General features: G+C 54.4%; 20 protein-coding genes. 17 read left to right on the forward strand and 3 right to left on the reverse strand.

Translation table 11 applies throughout. The features are described 5' to 3' along the window. The first annotated feature begins 35 nt into the window (after positions 1-35). Together HMPREF9623_RS09660 and HMPREF9623_RS09665 are read left to right on the forward strand one after the other, a co-directional pair. Positions 36-1,112: a M24 family metallopeptidase gene (locus HMPREF9623_RS09660; protein WP_009533702.1), complete on the forward strand. Its 1,077-nt coding sequence runs from the start codon at positions 36-38 to the stop codon at positions 1,110-1,112. A 145-nt stretch (positions 1,113-1,257) separates the two neighbouring features. Next, positions 1,258-1,845: a peptidylprolyl isomerase gene (locus tag HMPREF9623_RS09665; protein WP_009533703.1), complete on the forward strand. Its 588-nt coding sequence runs from the start codon at positions 1,258-1,260 to the stop codon at positions 1,843-1,845. A 385-nt stretch (positions 1,846-2,230) separates the two neighbouring features. On the opposite strand, the gene HMPREF9623_RS09670 is transcribed toward HMPREF9623_RS09665, so the two are convergent. Further along, positions 2,231-3,406 carry a sensor histidine kinase gene (locus HMPREF9623_RS09670; protein ID WP_009533704.1) on the reverse strand — a complete coding sequence of 392 codons (1,176 nt, stop codon included), beginning with the start codon at positions 3,404-3,406 and terminating at the stop codon, positions 2,231-2,233. Then, positions 3,403-4,080: a response regulator transcription factor gene (locus HMPREF9623_RS09675; RefSeq protein WP_009533705.1), complete on the reverse strand. Its 678-nt coding sequence runs from the start codon at positions 4,078-4,080 to the stop codon at positions 3,403-3,405. The genes HMPREF9623_RS09670 and HMPREF9623_RS09675 overlap by 4 nt, the downstream gene beginning before the upstream one ends. 189 nt (positions 4,081-4,269) lie before the next feature. On the opposite strand from HMPREF9623_RS09675, the gene HMPREF9623_RS09680 reads away from it, so the two are divergent. The 11 genes from HMPREF9623_RS09680 (at position 4,270) to groL (ending at position 13,688) form a co-directional block, all read left to right on the forward strand. Next, positions 4,270-4,395, forward strand: coding sequence for a CD1871A family CXXC motif-containing protein (locus HMPREF9623_RS09680; RefSeq protein ID WP_040800418.1), 126 nt, complete (start codon positions 4,270-4,272; stop codon positions 4,393-4,395). Continuing rightward, the gene (locus HMPREF9623_RS09685; protein WP_242822171.1) at positions 4,388-5,266 is read left to right on the forward strand and encodes a 4Fe-4S binding protein; all 879 of its coding nucleotides are present in this window, start codon (positions 4,388-4,390) and stop codon (positions 5,264-5,266) included. Before HMPREF9623_RS09680 ends, HMPREF9623_RS09685 begins: the two co-directional genes overlap by 8 nt. After that, on the forward strand, positions 5,263-6,273 hold the full coding sequence (locus HMPREF9623_RS09690; RefSeq protein WP_009533708.1) for a TlpA family protein disulfide reductase: 1,011 nt from the start codon (positions 5,263-5,265) through the stop codon (positions 6,271-6,273). Before HMPREF9623_RS09685 ends, HMPREF9623_RS09690 begins: the two co-directional genes overlap by 4 nt. Positions 6,274-6,340: 67 nt before the next feature. Then, the gene (locus HMPREF9623_RS09695; protein WP_009533709.1) at positions 6,341-7,366 is read left to right on the forward strand and encodes a hypothetical protein; all 1,026 of its coding nucleotides are present in this window, start codon (positions 6,341-6,343) and stop codon (positions 7,364-7,366) included. A 209-nt stretch (positions 7,367-7,575) separates the two neighbouring features. Continuing rightward, positions 7,576-8,031, forward strand: a complete 456-nt coding sequence (locus HMPREF9623_RS09700) for an RNA polymerase sigma factor (RefSeq protein WP_009533710.1) — start codon at positions 7,576-7,578, stop codon at positions 8,029-8,031. A 15-nt stretch (positions 8,032-8,046) separates the two neighbouring features. Beyond that, positions 8,047-9,255, forward strand: a complete 1,209-nt coding sequence (locus HMPREF9623_RS09705; RefSeq protein ID WP_009533711.1) for a hypothetical protein — start codon at positions 8,047-8,049, stop codon at positions 9,253-9,255. Between the two features lie 192 nt (positions 9,256-9,447). Continuing rightward, positions 9,448-9,708, forward strand: a complete 261-nt coding sequence (locus HMPREF9623_RS09710) for a SemiSWEET family transporter (RefSeq protein WP_009533712.1) — start codon at positions 9,448-9,450, stop codon at positions 9,706-9,708. Positions 9,709-9,801: 93 nt separating this feature from the next. Further along, a complete protein-coding gene (locus HMPREF9623_RS09715; protein ID WP_009533713.1) occupies positions 9,802-10,998 on the forward strand; it encodes a cation diffusion facilitator family transporter in 1,197 nt (398 codons plus the stop codon). Positions 10,999-11,080: 82 nt separating this feature from the next. Beyond that, complete coding sequence (locus HMPREF9623_RS09720) at positions 11,081-11,584, forward strand: hypothetical protein (protein ID WP_009533714.1); 504 nt, start codon at positions 11,081-11,083, stop codon at positions 11,582-11,584. A gap of 163 nt (positions 11,585-11,747) precedes the next feature. Further along, complete coding sequence (locus tag HMPREF9623_RS09725; RefSeq protein WP_009533715.1) at positions 11,748-12,035, forward strand: co-chaperone GroES; 288 nt, start codon at positions 11,748-11,750, stop codon at positions 12,033-12,035. 27 nt (positions 12,036-12,062) lie between these two features. After that, on the forward strand, positions 12,063-13,688 hold the full coding sequence (groL, locus tag HMPREF9623_RS09730) for a chaperonin GroEL (RefSeq protein ID WP_009533716.1): 1,626 nt from the start codon (positions 12,063-12,065) through the stop codon (positions 13,686-13,688). Between the two features lie 335 nt (positions 13,689-14,023). Here groL and HMPREF9623_RS09735 read toward each other — a convergent pair whose 3' ends face one another. After that, positions 14,024-15,766 (reverse strand): Rqc2 family fibronectin-binding protein, encoded by a 1,743-nt coding sequence (locus HMPREF9623_RS09735; RefSeq protein ID WP_009533717.1) that lies wholly within the window; start codon positions 15,764-15,766, stop codon positions 14,024-14,026. 183 nt (positions 15,767-15,949) lie between these two features. Between HMPREF9623_RS09735 and topA the strand changes: the two genes are divergently transcribed. From topA to tsf, 4 genes are all read left to right on the forward strand, one after another. Continuing rightward, complete coding sequence (gene topA, locus HMPREF9623_RS09740; protein WP_009533718.1) at positions 15,950-18,040, forward strand: type I DNA topoisomerase; 2,091 nt, start codon at positions 15,950-15,952, stop codon at positions 18,038-18,040. Positions 18,041-18,099: 59 nt separating this feature from the next. Continuing rightward, positions 18,100-18,909 carry a GTP-sensing pleiotropic transcriptional regulator CodY gene (gene codY / locus HMPREF9623_RS09745; protein WP_009533719.1) on the forward strand — a complete coding sequence of 270 codons (810 nt, stop codon included), beginning with the start codon at positions 18,100-18,102 and terminating at the stop codon, positions 18,907-18,909. A 156-nt stretch (positions 18,910-19,065) separates the two neighbouring features. Further along, complete coding sequence (rpsB, locus tag HMPREF9623_RS09750; protein ID WP_009533720.1) at positions 19,066-19,833, forward strand: 30S ribosomal protein S2; 768 nt, start codon at positions 19,066-19,068, stop codon at positions 19,831-19,833. A gap of 25 nt (positions 19,834-19,858) precedes the next feature. After that, positions 19,859-20,800, forward strand: a complete 942-nt coding sequence (gene tsf, locus HMPREF9623_RS09755) for a translation elongation factor Ts (RefSeq protein WP_009533721.1) — start codon at positions 19,859-19,861, stop codon at positions 20,798-20,800. Positions 20,801-20,865 lie beyond the last annotated feature (65 nt).

The following is a 20,865-nucleotide window of genomic DNA, read 5'->3' on the forward strand; positions in this document are numbered from 1 at the left end:
GGCAGCCGCGAAATGCGGCTGAAAGGGTATTCGGTATGAAAGAGCAACGTGTGGAGCGGATTCTGAAAGCACTGGAGGAACAGGGACTTTCCCAGATGCTGATTGTAGATCCGCTGTCGATTTACTATCTGACGGAGTATGCAAACGATCCGTACGAGCGTTTCTTCGGGCTTCTGCTTCGGAAGGACGGACAGCATGTCCTCTTCCTCAACAAGCTCTTCTATGCGCCGGAGAACAGCGGCGTCAAGGAAGTCTGGTTCTCCGACACCGATCCGGTTGCGGAGGTGGTTGCACCGTATCTCATGCGGGATGCTGTCCTCGGCGTGGACAAGGAGCTCACGGCGCGCTTCCTGCTGCCGCTCATGGAGAAAAAGGCGGCGGCCGGCTTTGTGAACAGCTCGCTCGCGGTCGATAAGACCCGCGGCGTGAAGGATGCAGAAGAGCAGGAGAAGATGCGCCGCGCCTCGGACATCAACGACGCAGCCATGGCAAAGTTCCGTTCCCTTGTGCACGAGGGCGTGACCGAGCGGGAGATTGCGGATCAGATGCTGCAGATTTATCAGGATCTCGGCGCCGAGGGCTTTTCCTTTACACCGCTCGTTGCCTTTGGGGCAAATGCCGCCGATCCGCACCATGAGCCCGATGACACGGTGCTGAAGGAAGGCGATTGCGTGCTCTTTGATGTCGGCTGTGTGAAGGATCACTATTGCTCGGATATGACCCGCACCTTTTATTATAAGAGCGTGAGCGAACACTGCCGCGAGGTCTATGAGACCACGCGCGCGGCGAATGAAGCGGCGACCGCCATCATCCGCCCGGGCGTGAGACTCTGCGACATCGACAAGGCAGCGCGAGACCTGATTACGGCAAAGGGCTACGGCCCGCAGTTTAACCACCGCCTCGGGCACTTCATCGGCTTAAAGGATCACGAGTTCGGCGATGTCTCCTCGGCCTTCGACTGGAAGGTGGAGCCCGGCATGATTTTCTCGATTGAGCCGGGCATCTATCTGGTCGGAGACACAGGTGTCCGCGTCGAAGACCTCGTGATGGTGACCGAGAACGGCGTGGAGCCCTTAAACCACTATTCACATGAACTGGATATAATCGACTAAGGACAGAAAAAACGAAAATCCGGCCGCCCGGCAAAAGAGGGCGCGCCGGATTTTTTGGCAAAGGCAGTCGGCGGGCAGCTATGCTATGATAAAGCCAGCGTTTCATAGGCATCAATCATAGCATTGAACAAGAGGAGACCGAGACATGGAACTCAAACTTCATTTAAAGTCCTATCTCAAGCTGTATCTTAAGAGCGGCGCAAAGATTGTCATAGACCTTTGGTCGGAAGCGGCCCCGAATGCCGTGAACAGTCTGATTTATGTGGCCTCTCACGGCTGGATGGATCACCACGCGATTCAGCGTATTGCGCCCGGGAAGTGGGTGGATCTGAGTTACAATGCGTTCGGATACGAGGAATGTCGCTATTTGATTCCCGATGAATTTCAACTGAATCCTAACTTGGAGCCTCTGACTCCGCGCCCCGGCGTTATCTGCATGGGAGGCTACGATGAAGCCGGTCTTGCGAGCGCGGAAATATTCTTTCCGCTGAAAGAGTTCCCGGAGTTTCGCGGCATCTATCCGGTGCTCGGCGAGGTGATCGAGGGGATGGATGAGATACGGCGCATTGCGGAACTTCCGACCCGCGAAGTGATTTACCCCGGTACCGATAAAAAAATCCTGGAGCCCGCGGAGCCCCAAATCATCGAGCGGGCAGAGCTCGAGCTTTTCGGAGAAACTTATCCCGCACCCGTGCGGATGGAAAAGCAGAACCTGCCGCCCTGCTGGCGCTAAGGTGAATGCAAATCACATCAAAAATCCCTGAAGTACGGATATTCGTGAGTACTTCAGGGATTTCTTTTTCCTTTTATTCGGCAAACGGGAGTTATAGGACAAAAAGAGCTGGCAGAAGGCCATGAAATGTTAGTAGAATGATATGCTCCCCATATGTAGACATCGGAAATATCCAAAATCTATCATATGAGGAGCATATTCATGTGTCTACTTGACGGGATGTATACCAGAATCAAGCGTTGCGGGGAGTTTATCTTCTCTGAATCAAGATGAAGGCTGGACAAAACGAGTCGGAAAAAAGGCATCTTCCTTAAAACAGTGTGTTTGGAGGAAAGTGGTATAAGGCCTGCAAGCTGTCCTCTTTGCAGTAAGCTTTTATTCTCCTTTATAGCATGTTTTTGAGATTCGCGTTTCGCATCTTGGGGAAACGGATTGCCATGGTGGTGCCCGTCTCGTTACTTTCCTCGACCCGAATTTCCGCGTCGTGGAGCAAGGCTATCTCCCGCACGAGGGCGAGGCCGAGCCCCGCGCCGCCGTAGCGGCGGCTCCGCGATTTATCCACGCGGAAAAAGGGCTGAAAAATGCTCTCGCGGTACTGCGCCGGTATCCCTGTGCCGCTGTCCGCAACCCGTATTTCGATGCAGCCCGCTTCTTCCCGCACGGAGAGCCGCACGCTGCCGTTTCGGCGGTTATAGCGTATCGCATTTTCGGTGAGATTAAAGAGCAGGCGGTAAATCAAGGTATCACTGCCGATCAGCATAGCATTGCCCTCGTAGCGGAGTTCAATGTTCTGTTTTTCCGCGAGCGGCGTGAGATCGGTGCAAAGTTCTTCCAGCAGGGGTTCCAGCTCTATCCTGTCCTCACAGGGCACGGAGCGGAGCTCGCTCAGTTCCAGGAGGGTCTTACTCATTTCCGCCATGCGCTCGGTCTGCTCTCCGAGCAGGCGAAGAAAGTCCGCGGTTTCGGCATCTGCATTCGGGTGCTCGGCGGAAAAGAGCTCAAGCTTTGCCTGCATGAGGGCAAGCGGTGTTCTGAGTTCGTGGGCGGCATTGCCGGTAAACTGTTTCTGCGCGCGAAAGCCCTCGTCCAGTCGGTCCAGCATGCGGTTAAAGGCATCGCGGGAGCGGCGGAACTCAGGCAACAGGTCCTCGGGAAGCTTCATTTTTCCGAGATTGTTCGGCTCGATTTCCTCGAGGCGGGAAGCAAAGCTGTGTAGGGGCCTAAGTGCCCTTCCGCTCACAAAGTAGGCGAGCGCCGCGCTGAGTAGCGTTACGGCGGCGGTGATGAGCCAATTACTTGCGGTAAAAGCAGCCTGCGCACCGTCGATCACGATGACCAGATCGGAGTTCGGTGCGAGCGTCGCTGTGTTCGGGATATCATCGGTGTGCTCTGCGGTATCGTTTTCCGAAACGGATTCGCCGTAGGCGGAGATCGAAGTGCCGATGCGGTCCATATAGTGCCTGCCGGAATAGCCAAGTAAGAGGCTCATGCTGATGCAGGCTGTGGCAATGAGCAGCGCTGTCATCAGCGTGATGCGCCACTGTAGAGAGAGCCGTTTCATTCAACTGCCTCCGTGAGCACATAGCCCTCGCCGATACGGTTGGTAACCGGGTCGTAGCCGAGCGCAGCGCGCAGTTTTTTGCGGAGCGTCGAGATGTGAACGCGGATTGAGTTACTGAAGCGGTCCGCATTGCTGTCCCAGACGTGGTCCAGTAATTCCTCCTGACTGACCGGACGCCCCCGGTGGAGTAGGAGATACTCGAGGACACCGAGTTCTTTTTTGGTGAGAGAGAGCAACTGTCCGTCCGCGCTGACACGCCTTGCCTTCGTGTCGAAGGAGAGTTTTCCGAGGCAAAGCAGTACATCCTGCTGGGTAAACTGCCTGAGGGTAAGGCTCCGTATCCTGGCTTCGAGTTCGGCTAAGTGAAAAGGCTTCGCAAGGTAGTCATTTGCCCCGGCATCCAGTCCCGCAACTTTGTCGCTGACTTCGCTCCGCGCGGAGAGAATCAGGACGCGAGTGTCCCGGTCGTGCGTACGGAGCGTTCTGAGTACGGTCATGCCGTCCGTGCCCGGTAAGTTCAGGTCGAGGACGATGAGATCAAAGCGCTCGCTCTCGAGTAGAGAGAGCGCTTCGTCCCCGTCAAAACAAAAATCCACGCTGTAGGCAAGGCGGCGAAGACTCCGGACTATGGTCTCACAGAGAGCGCGCTCATCCTCAACGACTAAGATATGCATAAGAAATCCTCCCTCCGTATTTATGGGTTCAAATTCAAGGATGCAGCTTCAATGGAAGTCTTCTTAAGTTGTATCATAAGCCGGCATAAAATCCGCGTTAAGTTTTCTCTTAACGGAGATTTTACACGCCCCGCGCTAAAATGGGGACAAATGAAAGGAGGAATTGCGGTGAAGCTCTCAAAGAAAACGATGCTGCAAGCGGTTTTATTGCTCTCTTCGGTCGCAATGATAGGCTTCGGTGCCTGGCGCGGGGAGGCAGATACCGTGCTGAGTAAGGCGATACGACTCTGTCTGGAGTGTGTCGGCATTGGATAGAAAATGGATTCAGGCGGCCGCCGCTTTGCTCACCAACATTCATCTGCCGAACTTTTTGAAGGGGAGTATCTATCAGGGCAAGGGAAAACTCGCCTGTGCGCCCGGTCTCAACTGCTATTCCTGTCCCGCGGCTTCGGGTTCCTGTCCGATCGGGGCGTTTCAGGCGGTCGTCGGGAGTTCCAAGTTCAGCTTTTCCTACTATGTGACCGGCATCCTGATATTTTTCGGCGTTCTCCTGGGGCGCTTTGTCTGCGGCTTTCTCTGCCCCTTCGGCTGGTTTCAGGAGCTGCTTAATAAGCTACCGGGAAAAAAGCTGTCGACCAAGAACTTGCGCCCCTTGACCTTCCTCAAATACGCGGTGCTGCTTCTTATGGTGATGATTCTCCCCGCATTTGCGGTCAATGATCTCGGCATGGGAGAACCCTTTTTCTGCAAGTACCTCTGCCCGCAGGGCGTCTTGGAAGGCGCGATACCGCTCTCCGTCGTGAACACGGGGATACGCGCGGCGCTCGGCAAACTCTTTGCCTGGAAATTCGGCATTTTGATCACGTTTATCTTGCTGAGCGTGTTCATCTACCGCCCCTTCTGTAAGTGGATATGTCCGCTCGGCGCTTTTTATGCCTTGCTCAACAAAGTCTCGTTGGTCGGTATGCGGGTGGATGAAAGTCGCTGCATTTCCTGCGGGAAATGTGCGCGTGCCTGCAAGATGGATGTCGATGTGACCAAGACGCCGGACCACAGTGAGTGCATACGCTGCGGCATGTGTGTGGACGCCTGCCCGACCAAGGCAGTGCATTTCCGCTGCGGCTTCGGGGCCGGAAAAACGATCGAAAATAAAAAAATGAAAATCAAACGGGAGGAAGCAAAATGAAAAAGACAAAACTGTTGACCGGAATCGCACTCGCACTGACCATGGGGAGTCTGGTTGCCTGCGGCGGCAAGGAGACAAAGGCGGCGGGGACAAGCAAGGCCGAAACCAGCGCGGCTGTCTCGGCGAGCGGCAGTCTGGACGGCACGGCGAGCACGGATCTCGACACGCTCTTAAACCTGGAGATCGATAACACCGAGGCAGCCATGGCCCTGCACCAAAAGCTCACGGAGGCAGAGACCGCTATACTCACGGAGAATCGGGCGCTCTGGGAAAAGGTATTTCTCGCGGCGGATAAGGGCTCGACGATGATTGAGGACGGCAGCAACTACGGGGATTTCCTCTTAAAGACCATCGAGGACGCAAAGGGGCAGTTCAGCGAAGAGGAACTGAAAACCCTGCGCGAGGGCGCGGAGAAGATTCAAAAGATTGAGGGAAAGCTTACCATCCTGGAGCAGAAGTATCCGGAGAGCGGCGCGAAGCCGGATGGCGGCAATAGCGCTGTTCCGGCGGAAAACGGTAAGCCTGTATCCGAGAGTTCCCTCGGCAGCTTTCCAGCGTTTGAGGGCAAGGATTTAGACGGCAATGCAGTGAAGAGCAGCGAGCTCTTCGGCGGAAATACCGTGACGGTCGTAAACTTCTGGTTTACAAGTTGCAGACCCTGCGTGGAAGAACTCTCGGCGCTGGATGCGCTGAACAAGCAGCTCGCGGAAAAAGGCGGCGCCGTGGTCGGCATCAACAGCTTTACGCTGGACGGCGATGCGGCGGCGATTGCGGAGGCAAAAGATGTGCTTGCGAAAAAGGGCGCGAGCTACCGAAACCTTCGCTTTGATGCGAACACGGACGCGGGGAAGTTTGCGATGGGCATTTACTCTTTCCCGACCAGCTATGTCGTTGACCAAAAGGGGAATATAGTCGGGGAGCCCATTGTCGGTGCAATTACGGAGAAAAAGCAGGCAGAGCGCCTCAATCAGCTGATTGAGAAGGCGCTCGCAAACAGCAAGAAGTAAGAAATAATGGTATAATCCTGTTGACGCGGTTTCTTAGCGGAATTTGGGAAAACGAGGTTACTGTGCAATGGGCTTTTATATCGGTGCGCTGTTGTTTGTCGGAATGACACTGGTTTGCGCCTTTATGGTGCCGGTCGTGTATATTACGCTTCGAAATGCCGTCATGGCGGAGAGAGAAGTGCCGGACTGGGTTTACAAGCTCGGACACGCGGTACACGGTCGCGGCACGGATCACTATGAGGACTTGACAACGCCCGAGGCGCTCAGGGAGGCGAGACTCTTCCTGTTCGGTATCCTGCTCAGCAATCTCCTGGTCATTGCCTACAAGTACCACAGCGGACTTAATCTCTATGCGGCCGGTTATTTTGCGCTGCGCGCGGAATTTGGGATTGTCCTCGTGATGCGCATTCTCGTGGTGCAGGGAAAAAATCTTTGGTGGCTGTTTCATCGCCATGAAGAGATACATTACTATTCTGCTTCCATGGCAGTCTGGGGCACGGCATTTTTTACCTCCTTTCTCCTCATGCTAACGGTTAGCATAACGGGAGTTCCGGCGCCGCCGCTTCGGGTACAGATTGCGGAGAGCACACTGACGCCCGGTTTGAGCCGCGGAAGGGATTTGCTGGCCGAGGGATTTTCGCTCGACGGAAACAGCGCCGATACGGAGGTGGAATACGCGGAGATCAAGGGGGTCTATGATTATAAAGCGCTCACGATGGAACTTCGGCGGGACGGAAAGCGCTACGGCAGGGTCAGGCTGGTGCCAGACGGAAAGCAGCAGGCCAAGCTGAAAGACTGCGTGCTGGTTTCCTGCTATTTCACGCCGGAAGACGAGGGCTTTTCGGAGGTCGCCGTGCAGGGCAAAAAGATAGCGGAACTGAAGGCGCAGGATTTTCAAAAACAGCCCCCCGCAGAGCTGTTTGCGATTGAGGCGCCGGAAGTGAAAGAATCGGTGCAAGCGGATTTTGTGTTCCTGCGGCTGCAGACCGAACCCTACACACTCTTTACGAGCTATGTGTTTGAAGGCAGCTTTACCATGGAGGGAGAGCCGCTCCGCTATAAGGTTCATGCGGATCACACGCTTTGGGAGTAAGGGGAAAACAATCCGAAAACTGTTCGCGTGACTTTGACTGTGCTTGACAGAGATATACCTATACGTAAGAGACGGATGCTACTCGGAATGGGTGGCATCCGTTTTTCAACCAAACAATCAAAAACAATTGAAGAAAATAAAATAACGAAAACACTTTGCCTTTCTCAAACGTTATAAGAGTGAAAGCCGAAGAAAGAAAGGAGGAAGCCATGATAGCCGAGCTGTACAGCTTGCATCGCACTGAGCTTTTGAAATACTGCTGTATGATATGCGGCAATGTGAGCGATGCCGAAGATCTGTTACAGGAGACCTTCGTAAAGGTGCTCTCTTATCAGGACTTTCTCGAAGACCTGGGGGATCGAGAGCGGAAGGCCTGGCTCTATAAGGTCGCGCGCAATTTGTTCTTCGACGCCTGTCGGCGACGTGCGCTGGAACAAAACAAAATGCCGAGACCCGAGGATGTGGTAGAGGGAGGATTCTCTGATGTAGAAACCGCAATGCTGCTCTCTCTGCTGCCGCCGGATACGGCGGAACTGTTTCGAAGGCGCTACTTTGAGGGCTACAGTTCGCGGGAACTCGCGGAACTTTATGGGCTTTCGCCCTCCGGGGTGCGTGCGGCCCTCAGTCGGGCCAGAAAAGAGTTGCGGGAAAGCTTGAAAACATAGAAGGAGGAAGCTCTTATGAAAAAGAATCAAGTAATCAACGCGGTTTGTTGTGATGCGAGACGGGTGACGGAAGAGAGTTTCAGCGGCTATGAGAATATCTCGATTAATGCGGCAATTCTGATTGCGGGAGAGAGCGCACGGGCGCTGTTGAATCGCTACTGCGTGAGTCTTAATGTGGCAAACAGTTTGAATCTTCCGGACAATGAGAAACTGGAGGTACAGTTTGTAAACGGAAGAGGGGAACTAAACGCCGAGACGGACGGAACCGGGAAGGTTCTCGTGGTCAACGGACGACTCACGCTTCGAAACGGCAGTCTGGACGCGGCAAAGCGCTATCATCGCATTTTGGTGAACGGCAAGCTTTTAATGCCGAAGAGCTATGAGGGCTGCCTCACAAATTTGCAGGTGAACGGAAAGACCGACTATTACCCGGAGGGAGCAAGTATCTTAAAAGCGGATACGGAAATCGACGCTCTCTTTATTCGGAGAGCACAAAAGGCGAGTTACTATTGCAGCGGAACACTCTATCTTTTGGACCCTGCAATTGATACGGAAGCGGTACTTTCCAAGGGAATACAATTTGCGGCAAAGAAAATCGTAATCACCGATAGCCTACTCGAAAAGCTGCTTCCCTGTATCGACGAAGAGACGGAACTCTGCCGGGTACCGGACGGCACAAGGCATATTGCGGATATCGAAGAGCTGACAGTGAAGCTTGTTCGAAAGTATGGTCCCAAACTCTGTGTCAGCGGGGATATCTTTATTCGCGATGCCGAGGCGCTTGCCGAGCTCAGCTACCTGTCGGTCGAGGGGACGGTTCGTGTTGCAAAGGAGCTGGAAGCTGCTTTTGATGAGCTCGATGCGATTTATCGGGAGCTTAGCATTGTCGACACAGAACTCGGTTATATTGCGGATCGCCCCGTACTTGGCATCAGTGCGGATATCCTGAAGCGTTATCCGAAGGGACTTCGAGTAAAAGACTGCGCAAAGATTAAGCTCGATGCGAATTTAAGTCCGGAGACTATTTTGGAAAAACTGAAAATTTCGGACTGCGCCATGGTGAAGTGTACGAAAGAACAGGCCGATGCTGTTCGCATGGTTGCAGAGGATGTAGCTATGATTGTGACCGCGGACAGTGAAGAAACGGAGGAAGGTGGCCTGAACGCCTTTCTCGGCAGTCTACGGGACAGTCACGTCATCAATGCGGTCGAATACAAGCTGTGAGGCCCTGCGTTACTTATTTTCGGAAATAAAAGTCATCTGTCGTATTGTCTAAAATCAGGGACAAGAATACTTAAATTTCGGCAAATGCATAAGTTGACGGAGAATGAAACGAACTGCTAGTATCTAAGACACAAGTTACTGTGTTGCGCGCTTGATGAGCGCGGTTTCCTGCCGCGGCAGAGAAAGGATACTATGTCACAAAAAGCGTTAACGGCTCTCGGATGGATTGCAACCTGTGTCGCCGTCATGATGTATGTCTCCTATATTCCGCAGATTATGAACAATCTGCACGGAATGAAGGGCACACCGATTCAGCCCTTGGTCGCGGCAGTCAACTGCACGCTCTGGGTCACCTATGCGCTCTTAAAGAAGAACCGCGATTATCCGGTCGCGCTGGCGAATGCGCCGGGCATCGTTTTCGGCCTCATCGCAGCGATTACGGCAATTATCTGAGCAGAACAACAAAGAGTCCTTTGTCACCGGCAAAGGACTTCTTTTTAAAGTGAAAAATTGTATACAAGAGAGGAAGGAAACGGGGAAAAGCACATGCGGGAAAACGAGAGACAAGAGCTGCCGATAGCCGGGGACAAGGGGCAGGCAGCGGCACAAAAAGAAACCGTGAAGACGCCCGAAGCGAGAAATCAGGGTATTGTAAGAACCAGTGTAATCGGCATCATTGCCAATCTGTTTCTCGTGGTTTTCAAGGGGGCGGTCGGCCTCGCATCCAATTCCATCGCGATTTTACTCGACGCCGTCAACAACCTGACCGATGCGCTGTCCTCGGTTATCACAATCGTCGGCGCGAGAGCTGCGGCAAAAGAGCCCGACCGGGAGCATCCGCTCGGACACGGTCGCATTGAATATCTGAGTGCGCTGCTGGTGGCAGCGCTGGTTCTCTATGCGGGCTTAAGTTCGCTCGTCGAGTCGGTCAAAAAGATGTTGCATCCAGAGACGCCGCAGTACAGTGCGGTCGGTCTTGTCATTATCGCGGTGGCGGTTCTCGTAAAGATTCTGATGGGGCAATATGTAAAGCACCGGGGGAAACTGCTGAACTCGGATGCGCTGGTCGCCTCGGGTTCCGACGCCTCATTTGATGCCTTGCTCTCGGCGTCTGTGCTCGCGTCCGCTCTCATCTTCCTCCGCACCGAAATCTCCCTCGAGGCCTATGTGGGCACCCTGATTTCGGTGATGATCGTGAGAGCCGGATATGGCATGGTATGTGATACCCTCGATGAGATTCTCGGCAAGCGCCCGGATACGGAACTTGTCCGGAAGATTCGCGCGCTGATTATGGAGGAACAGGTTGTAATCGGGGCGTATGATCTCTTCATCACGGACTACGGCCCGGAGCGGCGCTACGGCGTTGTGCACCTCGAGCTCCCGGACACGATGACCGTCGAAGAGGTCGACGCGCTGACCAGACGCATTCAGAAGCGCGTCAAAGAGGCGACCGGCATCCGCATCAGCACCATCGGTGTCTATGCCCACAATACCAAAGATCCGGCGGCTGCAGAGATGCGCCATACGATCGAGCACATTGCGCTCTCGCATGCCTGGATTTTGCAGATCCACGGCTTCTATGCGGAGCCCGCGAAGAAGTATATGCGCTTTGACGCCGTGGTGGACTTCACCAAGAGCAGGGCGGATGCGGTCGATGTCTTGCGGCAGGAAATCGAAGCTGCTTACCCGGGGTACCGGGTCGATATCACCCCGGATTCGGATGTTTCTGACCTCTCGAGCTGAGGGAAATACTTGCATATTTTGTATTCTTGGGATAGAATGTAATAAATTCGTAAAGATTATAACCGGAGTCGAGAGGAAGAGCATGAAGAGAAATATGGGTGCGGGAAAAAAAGTTATCACGGCAGTTGTCATCAGCGCTGCGATTTTTGCCGGCAGCTTTGCGGCGCTCGGCGCCAAGAAGAGCGCCTATACCTTCCAGAGCGGCGGCGCAAAGATTACCTGCGGCCAGAGCGCCAAGGGGATTCTCAACTCACTCGGCAAGGCGGATAAGATGATTGTCCAGGAAGCGGTGCAGGGCAACGGCAAGGAGAGAATTTACAGCTTCAAGGGCTTTGAACTCTGTACTTTGAGCGAGAACAACGGCGCACAGAAGGTGCAGTCGGTCTGCATTCTCGATAAGAATGTCAGCACCCCGGAGGGCATACGCCTCGGTTCTACGCGCGAGGCGGTCGAGAAGGCGTACGGCACGGGCTGCAAAGAGGACGAGGGCGTGCTCTATTACACGCTCGGAGACACCGAACTCAAAATTTATCTGACCAATGATGTGGTCGACGGCATCGAATATCTGATCGCGGACAAATCGTAAGCGGAAGCGGCGCTCGAAAGGGTGCCGTTTTTTATTTCTTGCAACAAAATCAAAAAAAGTTAGCACTCAAACCTTGACACTGCTAACAACAAATGTTATAACTGCTCTTGTTGAGAAGATAAAACAAAATGCAGTTCATGTTTGGTGAAGGAGGCATTGTATTATGAAGCTGGTACCGTTATTTGACCGTGTCGTGCTGAAGAAGATGGTTGAGGAAGAGACCACCGCATCCGGAATCGTGTTGCCGGGTCAGGGCGACAAGGAGAAGCCGGGTCAGGGCGAGATTATTGCAGTGGGTCCGGGCGGACTTGTGGACGGCAAGGAAGTCAAGATGCAGGTCAAGGCAGGCGACAAGGTTCTGTACTCGAGATATGCGGGTTCCGATGTGGAGCTCGACGGCGTGAAGTATGTCGTAATTAAGCAGAGCGATATCCTTGCGGTGATGGAATAAGAGAGCGGACAGGAGGAGAGTGGAATTATGGCAAAGGAAGTAAAGTTTGGCGTTGAGGCGAGAGATGCGCTGATTCAGGGTGTCAATGAGCTTGCAAATGCGGTGCGTGTTACCATCGGACCGAAGGGCAGAAACGTGGTTCTCGACAAGTCCTACGGTGCGCCGCTCATCACGAATGACGGTGTGACGATTGCAAAGGAGATTGAGCTGGAGGATGCGTTCGCAAACATGGGCGCTCAGCTCGTCAAGGAAGTTGCGACGAAGACCAACGATGTCGCAGGTGACGGCACGACGACCGCAACCGTTCTCGCACAGGCTATGATCAACGAGGGTGTGAAGAACATTGCGGCAGGTTCCAACCCGATTGTGCTCCGGAAGGGCATGAAGAAGGCTTGCGACAAGGCTGTCGAGACCATAAAGGAGATGTCTCAGCCGATTTCCGGCAAGAAGCAGATTGCGAGAGTCGCGGCGATTTCCGCTTCGAATGACGAAGTCGGCGAGATGGTCGCAGACGCTATGGAGAAGGTCACGAACAATGGCGTCATCACAATCGAAGAGTCCAAGACCATGAAGACCGAGCTCGATCTGGTTGAGGGCATGCAGTTTGACCGCGGCTATATCTCCGCGTACATGGCAAACGATGTCGAGAAAATGGAGGCGACCCTCGAGGATCCGTACATCCTGATTACCGACAAGAAGATTTCGAATATCCAGGAAGTGCTCCCGCTGCTCGAGGAAGTTGTGAAGAGCGGTGCGAAGCTCCTCATTATCGCAGAGGATGTCGAGGGTGAGGCACTCACGACTCTGATTGTGAACAAGCTGCGCGGCACCTTCAATGTGGTTGCGGTCAAGGCACCGGGCTACGGCGACAGAAGAAAAGAAATGCTGCAGGATATCGCGGTTCTGACCGGCGGTACCGTAATCAGCGAGCAGCTCGGCCTTGAGCTCAAGGATGCGAGAATGGCTCAGCTCGGTCGCGCGAAGTCGGTCAAGGTCACGAAGGAGAACACCGTGATTGTGGACGGCCTCGGCAAGAAGGCGGATATCGATGCAAGAACCGCGCAGATTAAGGCGCAGCTTGCAGAGACCTCGTCCGAGTTCGACAAGGAGAAGCTCCAGGAGCGTCTGGCAAAGCTCTCCGGCGGTGTCGCGGTGATTCGCGTCGGCGCGGCAACCGAGACCGAGATGAAGGAAGCAAAGCTCCGCATGGAGGACGCACTCAATGCGACGAGAGCGGCTGTCGAAGAGGGCATTGTCGCAGGCGGCGGCACGGCGTACATCAACGCATCGAAGGAAGTTCAGAAGCTGGTGGACAGCCTCGAGGGCGATGAGAAGACCGGCGCAAAGATTGTCATGAAGGCACTGGAGGCTCCGCTCTTCTACATTGCGGAGAACGCGGGCCTTGAGGGCGCTGTCATTGTGAACCAGGTCAAGGAGAGCAAGAAGGGCATCGGCTTCGACGCTTACAACGAGGTCTATGTCGACATGGTCAAGGAGGGCATTCTGGATCCGGCAAAGGTGACCAGAACGGCACTCGAGAACGCGACGAGCGTTGCGAGCACCCTGCTCACGACCGAGTCTGCGGTTGCGACCATCAAGGAGCCCCAGGCGGCACCGGCAATGCCGGCAGGCGGCATGGGCGGCATGATGTAAAAGAGCCGCTTCGGCAAAACAAAAACAGAAACAAAGAAAGCGGGCAGTCCGGAAAATCCGGGCTGCCCGCTTTTTGTTGAAGCTTTTGGCTTTCGCCTGCTGAGCATGGTTCGCTTGCAAAGCAAGTGAACCGTTGCGAAGCAAAAACCCACCCGCTATGCGGGGGAAATAAATCGTTTCACAAGGAAATCACCTTTCCGTATAAGAGAAGTGTCCAAGCCACGACTGAGAAAGGAAAATAGATGAAAAGATGGTGTAATCCATATAGGGAAGATTCGGCGCACCCCTTGCCGATTCTTGTTCGCAAAGAGGCGTTGATGGGGAAGCAGTAAGATTTATATCTCCGCCCGCGGTTTTGCCATCATGGACCAGTTGCTGTGGTAGATCACAAAGCCGGGCGGTGCGCCGTTTACCTTTTTCACATTGCGGCGCTGCAGGTAATCGATTTCCACCTTGTCCTGATCCCGCCCTTTGGAATAGTAGGCGGCGAGAGCGGCAGCCTCTTCAAAGCAGCGGTCCGGGAGTTCCTGTCCGTTCGCTTTGACGATCACGTGGGAGCCCGGCATGCCCTTCGCGTGGAACCACCAGTCGGAGCCGGAAGCTACTTTGAAGGTGAGCTCTTCGTTCTGGAAATTGTTCTTGCCGACATAGATATCAAAGCCGTCACTGGAGCGGAAGTGAAGCGGGTGCGACTGGATTTTTTGCGGGCGTTTTCCTTTCGGCGAGCGCTGGCGTTTCACATATTGGAAGGCAGCGAGTTCCTCCCGAATTTCGGCGAGATCGCTCTCCTCGGTCGCGAGCTCCAGGGCAGTCAAAACGGAGGAGAGGTGTGCTTCTTCCTGCACGGTTTTTTCGAGCTCCTGATCGACTGCAAGCTCGGTGCGCTTTAACTTGGCGTAGCGGTCAAAATATTTTTTGGCATTCTCGGCCGGCGTCAGATTTTTGTCGAGCGGAATCCGAAGAGGCTTGTTGTCATCGTAAAAGTTTTCGGCGACGAAGGAGTCTGCGCCCGGCGGTACCTGAAAGGCGTAGGTATTCAGGAGGTCACCATAGACGCGGTACTTCTCTTTTTTCTGACTGTCGGCGAGCTGTTTTTCCTGTAGGATACGCTTCCGCTGGCTGCGCTCCAAATGGTTCTGCACGAGGCGACGGAGATCCGCGGATTTTTGCCGCATCCGGGCGCTCTTCGCGCGGAGCGAATAGTAGGAATAGAGAAGTTCGCTCATCGAGTCATAGGCGCGCAGAGAGAGTCCTTCGGCTTCGAGCATTGCGAGCGGCAGTGCGGCAAATTCGACGGGGAGTTCATCCCTGACATACATGACGGGAGAAAACTGTCCGTTGCGAACTTTTTCGATGACGCTCTCAAAAGTCGCAAAGAGCCGCACCGTTTCTTCGGGCCGCAAATCGGAAAACCCGGCGCGCGGGTCAATCGAAGTGCGGTACAGGATGTCCTGGGCTGCGAGCGAAGAGATGCCGGAGAAGGCAGCGGAGAGAGCGCGGTCCAGCGGAAGGCCGCTCTCCGCGGCGAGGGCGGCGGCAAAGGTCTCTTCCGTGAGCGAGAGCGGATTGGTTTTCTGTAATTTCTCGGGGACAAAATAGGGGCGGCCCGGCAGCACTTCGCGGAGCGAACTCACACTCGCGGGGACGCGGCGCATGCTGTCTAGGATAACATTGCTTTCATCGGTAAAGATAATGTTCGAATACTTGCCCATGAGCTCCACATAGAGGGCGCGCGGCGCAATGTCTCCGAGTTCATTGAACTGCGTCGTCTCAATGCGGACAATGCGCTCCAGCCCCAGCTGTTCGATCGCGGTGATCTTGCCGGAGCCGATGTGTTTCCGGAGTAACATCGCAAAGCCGGGCGCCGTGAGCGGGCTCGGTTTGTTCTCGCGCTGCAGATAGAGGAGCGGGAGGGCAGCCTCGCAGGAAATCAGGAGGCGGTGCTGGGACGCATTGTTTTTAATGGTCAGAAGGAGCTCATTGTTCTCGGGCATCGCGATTTTCTGGATATGCCCGCCGAGCAGAGTGCGTCGCAACTCTTGCACGAGTGCGGCGATGACAATACCGTCTAAAGCCATAGGTTTTCCTTTCTGTAATCGGATATTTATCGGCGTAAAAGCCTAAAAATGATGGCTTGCAAGGGAAACATACTTGCAAACTTTTGAGAAATGCGGTAAGGTAAAACACGCTTTCTTACTATAGGAGCTATTTCGCATTTTTTCCGCGGAAATAACAATACTTTTTGAGAGGAATGCAATCACATGGCGTCAAATTTAGTGATCGTAGAGTCACCTGCGAAGGTGAAGACAATTAAAAAGTTTTTGGGATCCAATTATGTGGTGGACGCGAGTCAGGGACATGTTCGCGACCTCCCGAAATCACAGCTCGGCATCGATGTCGAGCACGGATATGAACCAAAGTATATCACAATTCGCGGAAAAGGAGATGTACTCGCAAAACTTCGGAAAGAAGTGAAGAAAGCGGACAAGATTTATCTTGCAACGGACCCGGACCGCGAGGGAGAGGCCATCAGCTGGCATCTGCAAAAAGCGCTGAAACTGGAGGAGACAGGGAAAAAGGTATACCGCATTACGTTCAATGAAATCACAAAGAACGCTGTTCGCGAGAGCATCAAGCATCCGAGAGAGATTGATATGGATCTGGTCGATGCACAGCAGACACGCCGCATCCTGGACCGCATGGTGGGCTACAGCATAAGCCCCCTGCTCTGGGCCAAGGTGAAGCGCGGGCTCTCCGCCGGCAGAGTGCAGTCGGTCGCGCTTCGTATGATATGCGACCGCGAGGCGGAAATCGAGGCCTTCGTGCCGAAAGAGTACTGGTCCCTCGAAGCAATCACGCACGCAGCAGGCGGCAAAAAGCCGCTGAAGGCGCGCTACTACGGGGTCGGTAAGGAAAAGATGGAACTTCACAGCGAGGCGGAATGCCTTTCGGTCATCAAAGACTGCGAGGGCAAGCCGCTTCTCGTGCAGGAAATCAAAAAGAGTGAGCGGAGCCGGAAAGCGCCGCTGCCCTTCACCACTTCGACTTTGCAGCAGGAAGCATCAAAACGCCTGAATTTCTCGACGCAAAAGACCATGCGTATCGCGCAGCAGCTCTACGAGGGCGTCGAGGTCGAGGGCAGAGGTACCATCGCACTGATTACTTATCTGAGAACCGACAGCACGCGTGTCGCCGAAGAGGCGGATGCCGCGGCGCGGGCGTATATCCGTGAGAACTACGGGGAAACGTATGTCGCTGCCGAGCGAAAGGAGAAACAGGGTGGGCAGAAGATTCAGGATGCCCACGAGGCCATTCGCCCGATTGACATCACGCTGACACCGGCGACGGTAAAAGCCTCGCTGTCCCGCGACCAGTTCCGCCTCTATCAGCTGATCTGGAAGCGCTTTGCGGCGGGACGCATGCAGGAGGCGGTCTATGCCTCCACTTCGGTCAAACTGGTCTGTGGCGAGCACCGCTTTTCCCTCTCCGGCTCTTCGCTTAAGTTCTCGGGCTTCATGGAAGTCTACAGCGACAGCGAGGAGGAAGAGGAGGAGAAGCCGGATGCGGCGCTTTTAAAGCTCAGCGAGGGCGAGGAACTTGTGCTCGAGGGCTTTGACAAGGAGCGGCATTTTACGCAGCCGCCGGCGCATTACACCGAGGCAAGTCTGGTTCGCGCGATGGAGGAACAGGGCATCGGTCGCCCGAGTACTTATGCACCGACCATCACGACGATACTGGCGCGGCGCTATGTGATCAAAGAGCAGAAAAACCTCTATGTCACGGAGCTCGGTCAGGTCGTAAACCGCATGATGGTGAAGTCGTTTCCGGTTATCGTGGAGCCACAATTCACGGCGAATCTGGAACGCTTGCTTGACTCGGTCGGAGAGGGTAAAATGAATTGGAAGACTGTCGTTGAGAATTTTTATCCGGATCTCAACGCAGCCGTCAAGCAGGCGGAAAAAGAGCTGGAGAGCGTAAAAATTGCAGACGAAGAGAGTGATGTCGACTGCGAGCTCTGCGGCAGACGCATGGTGATCAAGTACGGACCGCACGGCAAGTTTCTCGCGTGTCCGGGCTTTCCGGAGTGCCGGAATACGAAACCCTATCTCGAAAAGATCGGGGTCAAATGTCCGAAGTGCGGCGGTGAGCTGGTACGCAAGAGAACGAAGAAGGGACGCATTTACTACGGCTGCGAAAACAATCCGACCTGTGAGTTCATGAGTTGGGCCAAGCCGTCGGAGAAGCGTTGCCCGAAGTGCGGCGGGTATATGACAGAGAGAGGCAATAAGCTGGTCTGTGCCGATGAGGCGTGCGGTTACAGCGAGGTGCTCGGAAAGGAGGACAAGGGCTGAGAAGTTTAATTGCAGCAAAGAAATAACAACCGGGTTAACGACATACGAGGAGAGACATCATGAGCGTGCAATTACTTGATAAAACCAGAAAGATAAACCAGTTGCTGCAAAACGGCAGAAGCATGAAGGTAAAGTTCAGCGACATTCTGACTGTACTGAGCAATGTACTGGATGGCAGTACCCTGGTCATCAGCAAGAAGGGTAAGATTCTTGGTACAGGCGGTATCGGCGGGGGAGAGAAGGAAGAGTTTTGCGGTCTCCTGTCCGGCAAGGTGGGCAGTTTTGCCGACCCGTTGTTAAACGAGCGGCTGCTTGCCATTTTGTCGACCAAGGAGAATGTGAATCTGGAAACACTGGGATTTGCGCGCGAGGCGGTGCAGAACCGCCAGGCGCTTGTTACACCGATCTACATTGCAGGTGAGCGTCTTGGAACTTTGATGGCATACAAGGAAGCGGCCTTCACCATTGACGATATCATCGTGAGCGAATATACCGCGATGGTAATCGGCATGGCGATGCGCCAGAGCGTGAACGAAGAATATCAGGAAGAGGCGAGAAAACTCCAGATTGTGCGCGGGGCAATTCAGACTTTGAGTTTTTCAGAGCTCGAAGCAGTCACGCACATCTTCAGCGAGCTGAATGGGACCGAGGGCGTCCTGGTCGCGAGCAAGATCGCAGACCGGGTCGGCATCACCCGCTCCGTAATCGTAAATGCACTCCGGAAGTTTGAGAGCGCGGGCGTCATTGAGAGCCGTTCAAGCGGTATGCGGGGTACCTACATCAAAATTTTGAATGACGCGGTCTTCGACGAGATCGCTGCCTATCAGGAGGAGAACGGCAAGCGGCGGACAGCTGCCGCAAAGCGATAAAATCCTTTTGCAATATGGCAAGAAAAGTGATAAAGTAAGATAGTTACGGGATTTTTCCCAGACAACACGTCGGCCGAGGCGTGCGCCGGGTGCTGCGAGAGCAGTGGTGCGCGCCGAAAGGCCGGCGGAAGAACAAACCCTCAGGAGGAAAAAAACATGGGCGTAGTATCAATGAAGCAGCTTTTAGAGGCAGGTGTGCACTTCGGTCACCAGACGAGACGCTGGAACCCCAAGATGGCACCGTACATCTACACGGAGAGAAACGGCATCCACATCATCGATCTGCAGAAGACAGTCGGCATGGTGGACGATGCTTACAAGGCAGTCATGGACATTGCGGCTGCGGGCGGCACGATTCTCTTTGTCGGCACGAAGAAGCAGGCGCAGGATGCCATCAAGGAAGAGGCAGAGCGCTGCGGCCAGTTCTACGTGAACGAGAGATGGCTCGGTGGCATGCTCACCAACTTCAAGACCATTCAGTCCAGAGTTAAGAGACTGCGCCAGATCGAGGAGATGAGCCAGGACGGCACCTTCGACCGCCTTCCGAAGAAGGAAGTGACGGAGCTCAAGAAGGAGCTCGAGAAGCTCGAGAAGAACCTCGGCGGCATCAAGGATATGAAGAAGATCCCGGACGCAATCGTGATTATCGACCCGAAGAAGGAGCACATCTGCGTTACGGAAGCACATAAGCTGAACATCCCGCTGATTGGCATTGCGGATACGAACTCGGATCCGGAAGAGCTGACCTATGTGATCCCGGGCAACGACGACGCAATCCGCGCGGTGAGACTCATTGTCTCCAAGCTCGCAGACGCTGTTGTTGAGGCACACCAGGGTGAGGAGAACCGCAGCGAGGAAGTCGCAGAGGGCGATGACACGGCTGCAGGCGCAATCAAGGCGGCAATTGAAGCAAACGCGCGATAAGCAATCAGGCGAGAGGAGAGAAAAAATGGGTGCAATTACAGCGGCAATGGTAAAAGAGCTCAGAGAGCTCACCGGCGCAGGCATGATGGACAGCAAGAAGGCTCTCGCGGCAGTTGAGGGCGACATGGAAAAGGCAATCGAGTTCCTCCGTGAGAAGGGACTCGCAGGCGCGCAGAAGAAGGCGAGCCGCATCGCAGCCGAGGGTATGGTTGCTGTGCTTGTCAGCGAGGACGGCAAGAAGGGCGTTGCGGTCGAAGTGAACGCAGAGACCGACTTCGTCGCGAAGAACGAGAAGTTCAGAACCTATGTCGGCGAGGTTGCGCAGCAGGCGTTGAACACCGATGCGACGGACCTCGAGGGCTTCCTCGCAGAGCCGTGGACGGCAGATCCGTCTCTCACGGTCAAGGAAGAGCTCTCCTCGATGATTTCCGTGATCGGTGAGAAGCTTGACATCCGTCGCTTCCGTCAGCTTAAGGAGGAGAACGGTTTCGTCGAGTCCTATGTCCACGCGGGCGGAAAGATCGGCGTTCTCCTTGCGGTCGAGACCGATGTCGTGAACGATGCGGTTAAAGAGATGGCGAAGAATGTCGCAATGCAGGTCGCAGCACTGAAGCCGCTCTACACGAGCGATGCCGAGGTCGATGCGGACTACCTCGAGAAGGAGAGAGAGATTCTCGCGGCACAGATTAAGAATGACCCGAAGATGGCAAACAAGCCGGAGAAGGTCATTGAGGGCGCAGTGCAGGGCCGTCTCCAGAAGGAGCTGAAAGAAATCTGCCTTCTGGACCAGGTCTATGTCAAGGCTGAGGACGGCAAGCAGAATGTCGCTTCCTACGTAGCTTCGGTCGCAAAGGCCAACCAGGCGCACATCACAATCAAGACCTTTGTCCGTTATGAGACCGGCGAGGGCCTTGAGCATAAGAGCGAGAACTTTGCGGAAGAAGTCGCAAAGCAGATGCAGGGCTAAAAAGCACCTGCGAGACCATACGAAAAAGAGCGAATCGGCGCGGTTGCGCCGGTTCGCTCTTTTTA

The organism is Stomatobaculum longum, assembly GCA_000242235.1.
Classification (GTDB): Bacteria; Bacillota; Clostridia; order Lachnospirales; family Lachnospiraceae; genus Moryella; species Moryella longum.